14 protein-coding genes are annotated in these 15,881 nt (G+C 47.6%); 10 read left to right on the top strand and 4 right to left on the bottom strand.

The genetic code is table 11. From position 1 onward, the window contains the following. Nucleotides 1-69: 69 nt before the first annotated feature. The 10 genes from AYJ58_RS16540 to AYJ58_RS16495 all read left to right on the top strand — a co-directional run bounded on the left by AYJ58_RS16540 (nucleotide 70) and on the right by AYJ58_RS16495 (nucleotide 8,508). On the top strand, nucleotides 70-294 hold the full coding sequence (locus tag AYJ58_RS16540) for a hypothetical protein (protein WP_106650967.1): 225 nt from the start codon (nucleotides 70-72) through the stop codon (nucleotides 292-294). A gap of 63 nt (nucleotides 295-357) precedes the next feature. Next, complete coding sequence (gene queA, locus AYJ58_RS16535) at nucleotides 358-1,395, top strand: tRNA preQ1(34) S-adenosylmethionine ribosyltransferase-isomerase QueA (protein WP_106650966.1); 1,038 nt, start codon at nucleotides 358-360, stop codon at nucleotides 1,393-1,395. Nucleotides 1,396-1,557: 162 nt separating this feature from the next. After that, nucleotides 1,558-2,682: a tRNA guanosine(34) transglycosylase Tgt gene (gene tgt / locus AYJ58_RS16530; RefSeq protein ID WP_106650965.1), complete on the top strand. Its 1,125-nt coding sequence runs from the start codon at nucleotides 1,558-1,560 to the stop codon at nucleotides 2,680-2,682. 26 nt (nucleotides 2,683-2,708) lie between these two features. Beyond that, nucleotides 2,709-3,041, top strand: a complete 333-nt coding sequence (gene yajC / locus AYJ58_RS16525; protein WP_007649452.1) for a preprotein translocase subunit YajC — start codon at nucleotides 2,709-2,711, stop codon at nucleotides 3,039-3,041. A 17-nt stretch (nucleotides 3,042-3,058) separates the two neighbouring features. Further along, the gene (gene secD / locus AYJ58_RS16520) at nucleotides 3,059-4,909 is read left to right on the top strand and encodes a protein translocase subunit SecD (RefSeq protein ID WP_106650964.1); all 1,851 of its coding nucleotides are present in this window, start codon (nucleotides 3,059-3,061) and stop codon (nucleotides 4,907-4,909) included. Nucleotides 4,910-4,921: 12 nt separating this feature from the next. Beyond that, a complete protein-coding gene (gene secF / locus AYJ58_RS16515) occupies nucleotides 4,922-5,869 on the top strand; it encodes a protein translocase subunit SecF (protein ID WP_106650963.1) in 948 nt (315 codons plus the stop codon). 234 nt (nucleotides 5,870-6,103) lie between these two features. Continuing rightward, nucleotides 6,104-6,421: a putative signal transducing protein gene (locus tag AYJ58_RS16510; protein WP_106650962.1), complete on the top strand. Its 318-nt coding sequence runs from the start codon at nucleotides 6,104-6,106 to the stop codon at nucleotides 6,419-6,421. A 128-nt stretch (nucleotides 6,422-6,549) separates the two neighbouring features. Then, complete coding sequence (locus tag AYJ58_RS16505; RefSeq protein WP_006082272.1) at nucleotides 6,550-6,909, top strand: rhodanese-like domain-containing protein; 360 nt, start codon at nucleotides 6,550-6,552, stop codon at nucleotides 6,907-6,909. Between the two features lie 19 nt (nucleotides 6,910-6,928). After that, the gene (locus AYJ58_RS16500; protein WP_106650961.1) at nucleotides 6,929-7,840 is read left to right on the top strand and encodes a precorrin-2 dehydrogenase/sirohydrochlorin ferrochelatase family protein; all 912 of its coding nucleotides are present in this window, start codon (nucleotides 6,929-6,931) and stop codon (nucleotides 7,838-7,840) included. A gap of 125 nt (nucleotides 7,841-7,965) precedes the next feature. Further along, nucleotides 7,966-8,508 carry a YaeQ family protein gene (locus AYJ58_RS16495; RefSeq protein ID WP_006082270.1) on the top strand — a complete coding sequence of 181 codons (543 nt, stop codon included), beginning with the start codon at nucleotides 7,966-7,968 and terminating at the stop codon, nucleotides 8,506-8,508. 82 nt (nucleotides 8,509-8,590) lie between these two features. Here the strand turns inward: AYJ58_RS16495 and AYJ58_RS16490 are convergent, their stop codons facing one another. From AYJ58_RS16490 to AYJ58_RS16475, 4 genes are all read right to left on the bottom strand, one after another. Next, on the bottom strand, nucleotides 8,591-11,050 hold the full coding sequence (locus AYJ58_RS16490) for a S8 family serine peptidase (protein ID WP_106650960.1): 2,460 nt from the start codon (nucleotides 11,048-11,050) through the stop codon (nucleotides 8,591-8,593). Nucleotides 11,051-11,836: 786 nt separating this feature from the next. Next, nucleotides 11,837-12,253: a rhodanese-like domain-containing protein gene (locus AYJ58_RS16485; protein WP_198555493.1), complete on the bottom strand. Its 417-nt coding sequence runs from the start codon at nucleotides 12,251-12,253 to the stop codon at nucleotides 11,837-11,839. 94 nt (nucleotides 12,254-12,347) lie between these two features. Beyond that, nucleotides 12,348-12,560, bottom strand: a complete 213-nt coding sequence (locus AYJ58_RS16480) for a YgaP family membrane protein (protein WP_006082265.1) — start codon at nucleotides 12,558-12,560, stop codon at nucleotides 12,348-12,350. 43 nt (nucleotides 12,561-12,603) lie between these two features. After that, the gene (locus AYJ58_RS16475) at nucleotides 12,604-15,852 is read right to left on the bottom strand and encodes an efflux RND transporter permease subunit (RefSeq protein ID WP_106650959.1); all 3,249 of its coding nucleotides are present in this window, start codon (nucleotides 15,850-15,852) and stop codon (nucleotides 12,604-12,606) included. Nucleotides 15,853-15,881: the final 29 nt, after the last annotated feature.

The raw sequence follows: 15,881 nt of genomic DNA, 5'->3' as shown, positions 1-15,881 counted from the left end.
ATGCGCAAGCGCGCTTAGGAAAGCACAGAAGCCAAAAATGCAGTTTTTTTTCACTTTTTAGGATCATGGATGATGTGGAACTGGTTTATAAAAATGCTTGGTCGAGACGAGCAGCCCAAACGTAAAAAAGTGTTAGTGGATATTCCCTTCGAACAACACCGCTTTAGCATGGATGATTTCAGCCGTTCGCGGCTTAAATTCGATGCCGATGACAATTTGCCCCAAGATGGCGTCAAACCTATTAGCGTCAAACCTATGGTTCCTGAGCAAGAAGTGGACGCTGGCAATAAGTAATCTTGATATTCTTGGCCTCTAACCATAGACTAGCCGCCGTTCTAAGCTATCTAGAGGCCTATCATGCGCGTTGCAGACTTTTCTTTCGATCTCCCCGATGAGCTGATCGCTCGTTATCCTATGGCGCAGCGTAATGCATCCCGTCTGTTAACCTTAGACGGCAATTCTGGCGCGTTAGGCGACAAACAATTTACCGATCTGCTGGGGATGATTAATCCCGGCGATTTAATGGTGTTCAACAATACCCGAGTGATCCCCGCGCGTATGTTTGGCCAAAAGGCCAGCGGCGGTAAGTTAGAAATTTTAGTTGAGCGTATGCTCGATGATAAGCGCATCGTCGCCCACGTTCGCAGCTCTAAATCGCCGAAAGTCGATTCGTTAATTCTGCTCGACGGTGGCTATCAAATGAAGATGGTCGCCCGTCACGATACTTTGTTTGAACTTGAGCTGTTATCCGACTTAACCATTCTAGAGGTGCTCGAAGCCGTAGGGCATATGCCGCTACCGCCTTATATCGACAGACCCGATGAAGATGCTGACAAAGAGCGCTACCAAACCGTGTATAACCAAAATCCAGGTGCAGTTGCTGCGCCAACGGCGGGATTACATTTTGACGATGCCATGCTCGATGCATTAAAAGCCAAGGGGGTGAATATCGCCTTTGTGACTTTGCATGTGGGCGCGGGCACCTTTCAACCGGTGCGTGTTGATACCATTCTTGAGCACAAGATGCATTCTGAGTGGGCCAATGTGCCGCAGGATGTGGTTGATTTAATCGCGCAAACCAAAGCGGCGGGTAAACGTGTCGTGGCCGTCGGCACAACATCTGTGCGTTCCTTAGAAAGTGCGGCGCGCGCAAACCAAGGTGAACTCAAAGCCTTTAGCGGCGATACCGATATCTTTATTTATCCTGGTTATCAATTCCAAGTGGTCGATGCCATGGTGACGAACTTTCATCTGCCCGAATCGACTCTCATCATGTTAGTCAGCGCATTTGCCGGTTTTGATCATGTTATGGCGGCGTATCAACATGCTATCGCGCAAAAATATCGCTTTTTTAGCTATGGTGATGCCATGTTTGTGACGAAAAAAGCCCACTAGACCAAGATTTTGTTTTAAAATAGCCGCCCAAAGTGAGTATGGGCGGCAACTTTTTTTCGTTAAAAGGTTGAACCTTTTAACGCTGTCCCCATCTCTATTGTTAATCAAAATGGCATTAGCCATTAAAAATGTAGTCAGACTGTTTATCTGGCGAGGTGAATTATGAAATTTGAATTAGACACTACCGACGGCCGTGCGCGCCGTGGTCGGTTGATTTTTGACCGTGGCACAGTAGAAACCCCCGCATTTATGCCTGTTGGAACCTACGGCACAGTTAAAGGTATGACGCCAGAAGAAGTACGTGCTACAGGCGCGGACATTTTGCTCGGTAACACTTTCCATTTATGGTTGCGCCCAGGCGAAGAAATCATGCGTAAGCACGGTGACTTGCATGATTTTATGAACTGGCAGCGTCCGATTTTAACGGATTCGGGTGGTTTCCAAGTATTCAGTCTTGGCGATATCCGTAAGATCACCGAAGAAGGTGTGCATTTCCGTTCGCCAATCAATGGCGAGAAAATCTTTTTAGATCCTGAAAAATCAATGCAAATCCAAGATGCATTGGGCAGCGATGTGGTGATGATTTTTGACGAATGTACGCCGTATCCCGCGACTGAAGATGAAGCGCGCAAGTCAATGCAGATGTCGCTGCGTTGGGCCAAACGTTCGCGTGACGAATTTGACCGTTTAGAGAACCCTAACTCTCTATTCGGCATTATTCAGGGCGGTGTGTATGAAGATTTACGCGACGAAAGCTTAAAAGGCTTAGTCGATATCGGTTTCGACGGTTATGCCGTCGGTGGTTTGGCCGTAGGAGAGCCTAAAGCAGATATGCATCGCATTCTTGAGCATATTTGTCCGCAAATTCCTGCTGACAAACCTCGCTATCTGATGGGGGTCGGTAAACCAGAAGATTTAGTTGAAGGGGTACGTCGTGGTGTTGACATGTTTGACTGTGTAATGCCAACCCGTAATGCCCGCAACGGTCATCTGTTTACGAGTGAAGGTGTGATCAAAATACGCAATGCGCGTCATAGAGATGACACGTCACCACTCGATACTAAGTGTGATTGTTATACCTGTAAAAATTATTCACGGGCGTACCTTTACCACTTAGATCGTTGTAATGAGATTCTGGGTGCGCGTTTAAACACCATTCACAACTTGAGATACTATCAAATGTTAATGGAAGGTTTGCGCGGTGCGATTGAGACGGGTACATTAGACGCCTTTGTGGCGGACTTCTATACCAGTCAAGGTCGCGAAGTACCAGAGTTAGTCGATTGATTTTTTGCTAATAAGAAGAGAAAACTATGTTTATTTCAAATGCATATGCAAGCGCTGCCGGCGCACCACAAGGTGGCGGCACGATGGAACTGATTTTCATGCTGGCGATTTTCGGCCTGATTTTCTATTTCATGATTTTCCGTCCGCAATCAAAACGCGTTAAAGAGCACAAAAATCTGATGTCTTCACTTGGCAAAGGTGATGAAGTGCTGACCAGTGGTGGGATTTTAGGCAAGATTGCAAAAATCAGCGACGAAAGCGATTACGTGTTACTGAGCTTAAACGACACAACACAAATCACGATCAAAAAAGACTATATTGCAGCTGTATTGCCTAAGGGCTCTATCCAGTCGTTGTAAGCCAAGAGGGCTCAGGCGTGTTAAATAAATACCCAATGTGGAAAAACATTATGGTGATGCTCGTCATTGCCATAGGTTGTTTCTATGCCGTACCGAACCTATTTGGTGAAGATCATGCGGTGCAAGTGGTGGCGACTCGAGGTGCTGAAGTCACGGCATCAACCCAAGCCAGTGTGAACGAGCTGTTAGCCAGTAAGGGCATTGCGGTAAAGCGCTCTGAGCTTGAAAAAGGTCAGTTGTTGGTCCGTGTGCAAAATGCGGATCAACAGCTACTGGCGAAAGAAGTGATTGCTGACAGCTTAGGTGACAAGTTTACTGTGGCGCTCAACTTAGCCCCAGCGACACCTAAGTGGCTTGAGTCAATGGGCGGTAGCCCAATGAAACTCGGTCTCGACCTTCGCGGCGGTGTGCATTTCTTGATGGAAGTGGACATGGGCGAAGCGATTCGCAAAATGGAAGAGGCTAAAATTGCCGATTTCCGTTCGCAATTACGTGAAGAAAAAATCCGTTACGCGGGCATTCGCAATAATGCTCAAGGAATCGAGATTAAATTCCGTGATGGCGAAAGTTTAGCCAGTGCCGAACGTTTCCTAAAATCTCGCAGCAACGATATGGTGTTCACCGATGTGAGCAAGGGTGAAGACTTTGCCCTGCAAGCTGTGATGAGTGACGTGTATCTTAAGCAGATTAAAGAAGAAGCACTGCAACAAAACATTACGACCATTCGTAACCGTGTAAACGAGTTAGGTGTGGCTGAGCCTGTAGTACAACGTCAAGGTGCCGAGCGCATTATCGTTGAATTGCCAGGTGTGCAAGATACGGCTCGCGCTAAGGAAATCTTAGGTGCTACCGCATCGATTGAATTCCACATGGTCGATGACAAAGCCGACCCTAATGCAGCGCAATCAGGCCGTGTGTCTGCAGGTTCTGAAGTCTACCAGCGCCGTGAAGGCGGCACTGTAATATTGAAGAAAGAAGTGATGTTGACCGGTGATCATATCACTGGCGCACAACCTAGCTTTGACCAGTACAGTCGTCCACAGGTTAGCATCAACCTTGATGCGAAAGGCGGCACCATTTTCTCTGACGTGACCAAAGACAACATAGGTAAACCTATGGCGACCTTGTTCATCGAATACAAAGACAGTGGTGAGCGTAATGCCGACGGCAGCGTTAAGATGCAGAAAATCCAAGAAGTGATTTCTGTCGCGACCATCCAAGCGCGTTTAGGCCGCAACTTTGTGATCACTGGTTTAAGCCATGGTGAAGCACAAAATCTTGCACTATTACTGCGTGCTGGTGCCTTGATTGCGCCAGTATCGATTGTTGAAGAACGTACCATAGGTCCAAGCTTAGGTGCTGAAAACATCGAAAACGGTGTTCAAGCTATGGTTTGGGGTATGGCGGTTGTCTTACTCTTTATGCTGGTTTACTACCGTGGCTTTGGTCTTATCGCCAACATCGCCTTAACCATGAACTTAGTTATGGTCGTGGGCGTAATGTCGATGATCCCTGGCGCAGTATTAACCCTACCAGGTATTGCCGGTATGGTGTTGACTGTGGGTATGGCAGTTGACGGTAACGTGCTGATTTATGAGCGTATCCGTGAAGAATTACGTGCGGGCCGTAGCGTCCAGCAGGCCATCCACGAAGGTTATGGCAACGCATTCTCCACCATCGCCGATGCGAACATCACCACTTTCCTAACGGCGCTGATCCTGTTTGCCGTAGGTACAGGCGCTGTTAAAGGCTTCGCGGTGACCTTGATGATAGGTATTGCGACTTCCATGTTTACTGCAATCGTGGGTACTCGCTCAATCGTTAACGCGATTTGGGGCGGTAAGCGCGTGAAGACTCTGTCTATCTAAGGGGAAGTGACAATGTTAGAAATTTTATCTTTAAAACATACGGTAAACTTCCTCCGTCATGCACTGCCAATCAGTATTATGTCAGCTGTATTGGTACTGGCTTCATTGGTTTCTCTTGTGACCAATGGCATTAACTGGGGGCTTGATTTCACTGGCGGTACTGTCGTTGAAATGGAGTTCACTAATCCAGTCGATTTAAACGCCCTGCGGGTGCAACTGACGACGCCAGATTCTGAAGGTGCAGTCGTACAAAACTTCGGTTCTAGCCGTGACGTATTAGTACGTTTACAGGTGAAAGAAGGCGTGAAGAGTGACGTGCAAGTTAAGTCTGTCATGGAAGCTGCGCAGAAAGTTGATCCACAAGTTCAGCAGAAGCGTGTTGAGTTCGTTGGCCCACAAGTGGGTAAAGAACTGGCTGAGCAAGGCGGTTTAGCGGTATTAGTCGCGCTTATTTGTATCATGATTTATGTGTCCTTCCGTTTCGAATGGCGCTTAGCATTTGGTTCTGTCGCGGCATTGGCGCACGACGTGATCGTGACTTTGGGCGTGTTTTCGGTATTCCAATTGGAATTCGACTTGACCGTTCTGGCGGGTCTATTGACGGTTGTGGGTTACTCACTCAACGATACTATCGTAGTATTTGACCGTATCCGTGAAAACTTCCTTAAGATGCGTAAAAGCGACCCTGAAGAAGTGGTTAACGTTTCCATTACTCAAACCATGAGCCGTACTATTATCACCACAGGTACAACCTTAGTGGTGGTCGTAGCCTTGTTCCTTAAGGGCGGCACTATGATCCATGGCTTTGCGACTGCATTGCTGATGGGTATTTTTGTGGGTACGTATTCTTCTATCTATGTGGCGAGTTTCTTGGCCATCAAACTGGGTATCAATCGTGAACACATGATGCCAGTTGAGATTGAGAAAGAAGGCGCTGATCAACCTCCTATGATGCCTTAACGGTTACATTAGTGTTAAAAAGCCACCGACGAGGTGGCTTTTTTTTAGCTTAATTTTGAGCTAGATCTGGCATTCTGCTAGCAAACTCACAAAGTTATAGTCAGTTATGCTGTAAAAGTGGGATGTTAATTAAATTAACAACTGGTGTAAAAATCAGCGCTCGACAGGCTCGGCTATTTAGCAGTAGGATGTCGGCAACCCATATTCCAGAGAGTTGTAGCCGTAGGATGTCGCATGGAAGAACGTAAAGTGTTAGTTGCTGGTGGTAATTTATTGCAAGCCCACACATGGAAAGGCTTATTGGAAGCCTGCGGTATTCATGTTGAGCTCAGAGGTGAAGCGCTATTAGGCGGGATTGGTGAGCTTCCGACTGGAATGCACAATGTCGAGTTGTGGGTGGGCGAGTCCCAACATGCGTCGGCGCAAGTGCAACTGAATGCGTTAGATGTTGAGAGCCCACAATGGCAATGTGTGCAATGCCATGAAACCAATGAAGGCAGTTTTGAGCTGTGCTGGCAATGCAGCTCTGAGCGCAGCGAAAGCCACAATTAGCCTTGGATAGGCAATCACCTTCGCTTTGTGCTGTGGCTGAAAGATTGCGTCTACTGGATGAGAAGATTACACTTTGCTGATAAGCTGACATTCATCATGTCATTCAATATCTTATCTAGGAGTCAGTGATGCCGCATCCCAGTGCTTTTTCCGCCCTTGTTGACGCAATTCTGCCTAACATCACCGAAGTGACCATTGAAGCCTATCAGGCCGATGACAGCTGGCATCTTGTGGATGTGCGTGAGGATCGCGAGTGGCTGCAGGATCATTTACCCCAAGCGAAACATTTAAGCCGGGGTATTTTAGAGCGTGATATCGAAGCACGTTTCCCCGATAAGCATACCCCCATATTACTCTACTGCGCAGGTGGTGCGCGCTCAGCCTTGGCGGCCCATAATCTGCAACTCATGGGCTACACCCGCGTTGCCTCTTTGATAGGTGGCTATAAGGGCTGGGTACAGCGTCAACTGCCAGTCGTGCAGGATTAAGCGTTCAGGATCTCATTTAATGCAATATTTCCCCTTGTTTGTCGATACGGTTAACTTAAATGTTTTGCTGGTGGGGGCGGGTGATGTGGCGAGCCGTAAGCTGGCGCTGCTAACACGTACCGAAGCCAGTATCCATGTGATAGCCCCTGAGGTGAATCCTGAAGTGCAGCGTTATGCCGATACGGGTCGTATTCTGCTATCCCAGCGTGAAGTGGTCCACGCCGATATTCAAAATTATGATCTGGTGTATTTAGCCACGGCAAACGATAGTCTTAATGCCGAGTTGGCGACTCTAGCCACCGCGCGCGGTATTTGGGTTAATGCCGTTGATAATCCGGCATTTTGCCGTTTTATCACCCCTTCGATTGTCGATAGAGGCCGTTTAGTCGTGGCGATCAGCACTGCGGGCGCGGCACCGGTATTTGCACGCACGATTCGCTCGCGCTTAGAATCCAGCCTACCGCAATCACTCAAGCCTTTATTCGACTTTGTCGCCGATAGACGCGTCGAAGTGCAAGACAAGCTCGATTCAACCTCGAAACGCCGCTTATTTTGGGAGCGTTTTTTCGATACCAATGGCGACCGTTTCGATAGTCGTACCACCGAGCATTACCATAATGCGTTTAATAACTTAGTCAGCCGCGGCGAAATCCTTTTGCTGGATGATGCAACCTCTGTGGACTTACTGCCACTCGCCGCCATGCCGTTGTTGCAGCGCCTCGATTGGATCTATAGCCAAGGCGATTTGAGCGACGAATTGGCAGAATTAGTGCGTCGAGACGCCAATCGGGGCGAGTTACCCGCACTCAGTGAATTGAGCCTGCAATACGAACAGGGCACACGCATGTTGCTGGTGGCCGATACACAAAAAATCAGTCAGTTGAAAGCGCATTTCCCGATGGCTAAGCATTTACGACCCGGCGCGATTTAACCTTTCGTCCAATTTATGGACGTATCCTATTGTTCGTTTGAGCTAATGCCGAGTCTCAGGTAGACTCGGCAGCCTTATTTTAGAATTTCGCTGTTTCAGGATTTCACTCTGCATTTAGGATGACTATGGCCCTCAAAGCGACCGTGTTTAAGGTCAATTTACAGATAGCCGATATGGATCGGAATTATTACCAAGATCATCAATTGACGCTTGCCCAGCATCCTTCCGAAACCGATGGCCGCATGATGGTGCGTTTACTGGCGTTTATTGTGAATGCCAGCGAAACCTTAAGTTTTAGTAAAGGTTTGTGCGTCGATGATGAGCCAGAGCTATGGGACAAAACCCTATCAGGCGAAATTGATCTGTGGGTTGAGTTTGGTCAGGCCGATGAGAAATGGCTGCGAAAGGCCAGTGGCCGCGCCAAAGTCGTGCAGTTATTTACCTATGGTGGCCGCAGTGTACCCATTTGGTGGAAACAGAATCAGCAGGCGTTAGAGCGTTACCAGAATTTAAAAGTGTGGAATATTGCCGAAGAGTCAGTCACGGCGATGGAAGCCTTTGTTGGGCGTAATATGGCATTGCAAGTTTCGATTAGTGAAGGCCAAATTTGGTTATCGGATAATGAAACCAGCGTGTTGATTGAGCCTGAAATCCTCAAAGATATTTAACGTCTTGTAAAAAAAGAGCCTGCGATTGCAGGCTCTTTTCATTTATTACTTTCATTTTTCAGTAATGAGTATTGATTGGGATTTATTGGAAGCTCAGTTCCCAGCTATCGATATAACCCACATCACCACGGCCACTGTCTACGGCTTTCAACTTCCATACGCCGTTCGAATTCGCACCTGTCATATCAGCGGTATAGCTCTTGTTGATATTGGCAGCACCTGAACCTGTGTTGCTATGCAGAGTGACGGTTTTACCAGAAGGGCTGATCAATTGCACTTTTAAGTCACCAATGTAAGGGTGGACTATGTTCACTACCGCAGTCACAGTGCCTGAATCACCTGTGCGAGTGACTGTGATTGGGCTAGTGATCCCAGCAGCTTTGTTATCTGGAATGTTGTAGTTATCAGTGTTGCTATAGCTTGCAGGCGTAGTCGGTGGAGTACCGCCGCTAGATGCTGTGTAGCTTGCTGTTAATGACACACCTGTGAAGGCCGAGTAGCCTTTCAGCATGGCGTAGTAAGTGCCTGATTGGACATTGGTGATTGGGCAAGACTCGCTATTGCCACTTTTATACGGACGGCAATCATAGTTAGCTGTAGTCGGCGCAGCACCATATTGCACATACAAGTCCGCATCACCTGTTCCACCGTTCATCACAAAGCCTAAGTTAGTTGCGCCTTGTGGTACGTCAAAGGAGAAGTGCAGTTCTTCACTCGCTGCGCCGCCTAAGCCCGTTTTAGCTACACCGTTAACTAACACGCCATCGGTTGGAGTTGGATCAACCGGACCCGTTGGGCCAGTACAAGAGGCATCTAAGAAGGTTTTCGCGGCAACAGCGTTGACTAAACCATAGCCATAGTAGTTGTCACGGCCCGCAGTACCAAGATCTTCGGCGGTCATTTTCAATGCATTACGAACCTGCGCCGCACTACACTCAGGGTGATAGCTCCACACTAAGGTTGCAACACCTGACACATGTGGCGTCGCCATCGAAGTACCGTTGTAGTATTCGTAATCTTTATTGCCTTGGTTGCTGACTGTTGCTGTCGCACCCAGTTGATTACGCAGTGCTAAACCTGTTGCGCGATCCACTGATACGGAAACCATATTGATTTCACTGTTTGCATCGACAAGGAAGGGGTTTTGTAAGCCAGGTAATGCCGCGTTACTGTAAACAATCGCCGCACTGGCACCGGCATTTTTACAGGCTTTAGCCGCATTGATTTCAGGGTAACTTGTGCCTTGATTGCCAACACGTTCCACTAAACAAATCTTATTGGTCATGTTGCCGCAGTTGAAGCTAGTTCCGCTGACGCTACATTCGGCAAGCGTAGCTGTCGCTGTACCATTGTATGGTGCTGCCACATAGTTGCCGCCCGATGAAATGAGGCGATTATGAGGCACCACACCTGAATCAAAGTAAGACTGACCACCGATAGTAATATCGGCTAAACGGCCTTCGCCACGGGTAACCGTCGACAGAATCGCTTCACCTGGGCCAGATATTTCAACTTGGTTGGTGTATTGGGAAAATGCAGAGTGGTCTTTATGATTATCCACTGAGGCGACTGACATCACGCCATCGTAGGATGCTGGATAGCTGTGAGCACTATTGCCATCGTTACCTGCAGCGGCAATCAAGAGAACACCATTATTATAATGGGCAGCAAGAGCATTACGCTCAGTGGTGCTCGAACCCGCACCACCTAAACTCATAGTGACAACGTTAGCGCCGTTGGCAACACAAGTATCTACCGCGGCCACTAAGGATGAAGAGTAACCCCAGCCAGATTCGTTAAACACTTTTACGACATGAATATTGGCATTTTGATTTGGCATTACGCCGATCACGCCGTCGTTGTTGGCAATTGCCGCAATCGTGCCCGCAACGTGAGTACCGTGGGCGTTGTTGTTACCTGGCTCGAACCAGTTGCCTGTGCCTGAGTTATTGGTGCCCGTGACATTATTGCCACTTAAATCGCTGTGACTACGATCGTAGCCAGAATCGATAATACAAATAGTACGATTGCCTGCTTGGCTATCGCTTAACTGAGTCGCCCCCACAAAGGTTTGACCCCAAGGCGTGCTTTCACTCAGTAAGTGACGCGGCATATCCTCTTCAACGTATTCCACATCGGCGCGTTTTTTTAACGCATTGATGCCGTTTGCATCGAGTTTGACCGAGTAACTGTTACTGCGGCCGATACGTTTCATTTCCTTCGCTTGTACTTTGTTCAATGCAGTGTGTTGAGCACTGATTTCCGCCATTTGGGGCTGATAATTCATTGTGGTTGGCAGCGTATCAGTTGCCGCGTCACTCGATTGCTGATCACTCATTGATTGCACATTACTGGCCGACATTATGGTAGCAGCATCGGCATTTTTAAATTTCACTATGTAACGCTTTGGCAGTGGAGAGGTTTGTGCTTGTAATGCCGCGGCAAAACCTGGTGCTTGTGGTGCTGCTTGTACACCGGCTGAGATCGCAATAGCTAAGCTTGAAAGACTTAACGCTATTTTAGTGGTTCTGTTGATTGTCATGTTCTTCTTCCATGGTCAATTTAGTGTTAATCATTATTATTTTATGTTTCATAAGAATAACTACGACTCAGATGCTACTCGGTTAGTGAATTTATCTGCGACCAAAGTATTTGTAAATCAATTGTTAACGGTATGGTTGCTTATAAAACCTCATATTTTGTAAGCAGTTAATTTGAATATAAATTCAACATGTAACGAGTTGTAACTAAGTTTTATTCAATTTCTTGTTTTTTTATGTGATAAAAATGAATAAGTGAATACGAATTTACGGTCAATATGAGTACTTTATACTGATTTTCCCGTTTATATGTAATTGAAATTTTTACATATATTTTTTAGTGATTACAAATAACTAAATACCTCTGTAAAGTTTGGTCATTATAATGAGTTTTTTTCAAGTGATTGATTATGCGAAATTGTTGCAAATTTCTGTCAAGGGAGTGGCAGTTGCCAATTCATTGACGACGGCTAAGCCATTCACGCAAATTTGTTGATGTGTTTTTTGGAGGGTGCGTGAGCGGCAAAATTGGAGGTGAAAGCATACGCAATGTATGTGGTTAGAATCTTCTGCCTAATTTCGATATTTCACTTAGACAATAAAAAAGCGCCAAAGGGCACTTTTAGAGGGAAACCTTGAATGACTAGAGTGCAGTGACAGTGCCTAAGTGATTTACACTTGCTTCCCCGCACTAGAGCACTAGAGCACTAGAGCACTAGAGCACTAGAGCACTAGAGCACTAGAGCACTAGAGCACTAGAGCACTAGTGCATAGTCGATGGCGGTGAATTACTTAGCGGGCTTTTTTTGCGCTTCAACTAAGGTGGAATAACCGCCACCATTATAGGTTTGCGTATATCCCGCGGCGACTAAGGCTTCGGTCGCGATACTGCTACGGCGACCACTACGGCAATACAAGACTACAGGCGTATCTTTGGCTATGCCACGCTTGGCAAATTCCTCTGACACTTGCTCAAAGGGAATATTGACCGCATTGGCTAGATGACCTTCGGCAAACTCCTCAGGCGTTCTGACATCGAGCACCATAGCGCCTGCGGCAATCTTATCCCATGCGATTGCAGGATCTTGGTCGGCGGCGCTGGCCATCATGGGCATTAGTAGCAGTGGCACGAGAACCAGTGATTGCAGGCTTAATAGGGCTAAGCGCATTAGGCTTTGGCCACGGGTTACGAGGTTGTGGGTCACTTTATCTCCTTGACGCCTTTTTGGCTGGCTTGTTTAAGCTAAACGAGTACTCGCTCAGCTATATCTTAACGCTAAAGTAGTGACTTTATGTGGCTTAACTTTGCTTAGCAATCTCAGCCTCTGATTTTACACCCAATTTGCGTAAAACCATGGCGGCAGGGCAAAAACCGGTAAAAGCACTTTGAAACAGGTTAGCGCCAACAAATGCGGTTAACCACAAAAAGTTGTGGTGCACATAGGCGGTTAACACCAGTGACAGTAACACCATAAATCCTGCAAAAGCCATAATGCTGCGTTCTAATGACATACCTTACTCCTTGAGGCCATTTTGGTGATGGCCTTTGTTGTGGTTAGTTTTGTGTTTGTGTCTGTATCTGAACAGTATTCATGCGGTTTTTCATTGCTGTGTAGTACAGCACAGGGATGACAACTAAGGTCAGTATGGTCGAGATAAAAATACCAAAGATCAGACTGATCGCTAAGCCATTGAAAATCGGATCATCAAGGATAAACAGCGCCCCTATCATGGCCGCTAGTGCGGTGAGCATAATGGGTTTAGCTCGCACTGCACCCGAGTGGATCACTGCCCGCTCGAAGGGCACGCCGGATGCGGTTTCTTGATTGATAAAATCGACCAATAATATCGAGTTACGCACAATAATCCCCGCCAGCGCTATCATGCCTATCATAGAGGTTGCGGTGAATTGTGCTCCGAGCAGGGCATGGCCTGGCATTACACCAATCACAGTTAATGGGATGGGCGCCATGATGATGAGCGGCACCAGATACGATCTAAACTGCGCCACTACCAAGAGATAAATGGCGATCATGCCGACCGCATAGGCGATGCCCATGTCTCTAAAGGTTTCGTAGGTGATTTTCCACTCGCCATCCCACAACACGGCGACTGAGTCTAGCCCTGTGGGTTGGTGAATATAATGCTGATCAAACCCTAAGCCATCGGCGCCATCAATTTTGCCCGCCATGTCAAACATGCCGTAGAGCGGGCTGTCCAGTGGCCCCGACATATCGGCGACGACCATGATCATAGGGATCATATTCTTATGGATAATCGGTGCATCGATTTTGCCGCGTTTGATGGTTACCAGCTCAGACACAGACACAGATTGCCCCGTTTGGCTTAGTAACTTCATATTCAGCACTTGCTCTAAATCGACTTTCGCGCCTTCGTTTAATTGCAGGCGGATCGGTATCGGTTGTTTTTGCTGGGCTTGATGTAAATAACTCACGTCTTTGCCGCCAACGGAGGTGGCAATCAAGTCGACAATATTGCTGTAGGGCACGGCCATCAGGCTAGCTTTACTGCGGTCGATCATCACTTGCCATTTTTGCTGGGCGGCGGGCAAGAAAATATCGATATCGACCACGTCTTTGGTTTCATGGAACAGCGCCTGCATCTCGTAAGCGGCTTGCTCGCGGATTGCGGGGCTTGGGCCATACACTTCAGCAACCAGCGGCGACCACACCGGCGGCCCAGGTGGCACTTCAACCACTTTGATATTGGCTTGATATTGCTCGCCAATTTGCTGCAGTTCGTCACGCACCGATACCGCTATGCTATGGCTGTCGCGCTTGCGGTGTTTCTTATCGACTAGGTTCACTTGAATGTCGCCAAGTTCTTGGCTGTGGCGCAGGAAGTAGTGGCGCACTAAGCCGTTAAAGTTCATTGGCGCGTTAGTACCCGCATATAACTGCAGATGCTCGACTTCAGGGACGGTTGTTAGATAGCGACTCAAATCCTGCAATACTCTTTGGGTTTGCTCTACGGGAGTGCCTTCTGGCATGTCCACCATGACTTGAAACTCGGACTTGTTATCGAAGGGCAGCATTTTCAGTACCACGAGCTGACCGACAGGGAGTGCGACGGCGATGCCGATTAACACAAATACGCCGGCAGCCAGTCCCACTCTTGCCTTACGGGCATTTTTACCCAGCAGGAAAGGACCAATTAAGTGAGTAAAGAGGCGCACCATCTTAGTTTCAGCTTCATCCTCGTGCGAGGCTTGGGCTGTATCGTGTTGGTCATTGTGTTTCAGCAGTTTACGACTGAGCCAAGGAGTGACCACAAATGCCACAACGAGGGAAATTAACATGCCCATACTGGCGTTGATGGGGATCGGGCTCATGTAAGGCCCCATTAAGCCCGATACAAAAGCCATCGGCAGCAAGGCTGCGATAACTGTAAATGTCGCCAGAATCGTCGGGCCACCGACTTCATCGACCGCCACTGGGATAAGCTCGCTGAAGGACTTTTTGCCGAGCGCCATATGCCGGTGGATGTTTTCTACTACGACTATGGCATCGTCGACCAAGATGCCGATGGAGAAAATCAAGGCGAACAAGGACACGCGGTTTAAGGTAAATCCCCACGCCCAAGAGGCGAAAAGGGTGATCGCTAGCGTGATAATAATGGCTACACCCACGACTAAGGATTCGCGTGCGCCCATGGTTAAAAAGACCAGTACGACTACGGCGCTGGTGGCAAAAATCAGTTTTAAAATAAGGGTGTTAGATTTATCCGCCGCGGTTTCGCCATAGTTACGTGACACTGTGACTTCGACATTTTCCGGGATCAACACATTGTCGACTTTAGCTATCCGCTCAATCACACTGTCGGCGATATCGACGGCATTTTGGCCTGCTTGTTTACCAATTGCGATTGTAACGGCGGGATAAATGTCGGTTTTATCTGCGTGCCAAACGCTCTGTTTCGGGATATCACTTTTTAAGCTGATTTCGGCAATATCCGCCAAATAAATCGGAATAGTCTTGCCTTGTTTATCTTGATAGACACTGACGACTAATTGCTTGAGATCGTCGATGGATTGTAAAAACTGCCCAGCTTGGACCTTTATCTCTTGATTGCCTTGCACTAAGGATGCAGGCATAGAGACCATATTATTGTCATTCAGGCTTTGTCTTAACTTGTCGTAGGTCAGATTAAAGCTGTTCATCTTGGCGGGATCGATACGTATGTTGGCCACCATATCGTGCTGGCCAACGGTATCGATTTCGCGAGTGCCGGGAATACGCTTAATTTCGGTTTCTAATCCAAGGGCGACATGGGTTAGCTGCTCAGCAGACACTTGCCTGTCCTTTGACCATAAGGTCAAACTGACAATGGGCACATCATCGATGCCGCGTGGTTTAATTAGCGGTTCACCCACGCCAGCGCCCCTTGGTAATTTATCCATGTTGGAATAAATCTGGTTGTATAGGCTGACGATGGCATCATTGCGCGCAACACCGACCTTAAAGATGACGATGATCAGCGCGCCATCGGGTTGGGAGAACGAGTACAGAGTATCTATGCCTTTGATTTCGGAGATCACTTGTTCCGCTGGCAGGGTGACTAAGTTTTCAACTTCCGTGGGTGTCGCGCCGGGATAAGGGATAAACACATCGGCAAAGGTGACATCAATTTGTGGCTCTTCTTCTTTTGGTGTCACCAAAATGGCAAATAAGCCAAGTAAGAGTCCGAGAAGCGCTAATAGCGGCGTGATGGCGCTATTTTGGAAGGCGGCGGCAATTCGTCCGGAAATCCCAAGTGTGGTTTGTGGTACTGGAGCATGTTTCATAAAACAACCTCGACAAAGCTTAAGTCGCT

Origin of the sequence: Shewanella sp. Pdp11, assembly GCF_002838165.1 — a bacterium.
In the GTDB taxonomy this organism is placed as follows: domain Bacteria; phylum Pseudomonadota; class Gammaproteobacteria; order Enterobacterales; family Shewanellaceae; genus Shewanella; species Shewanella hafniensis.
The sequence above is the reverse complement of the archived record's forward strand: the minus strand, read 5'-3'. Positions and strand labels throughout refer to the sequence as shown.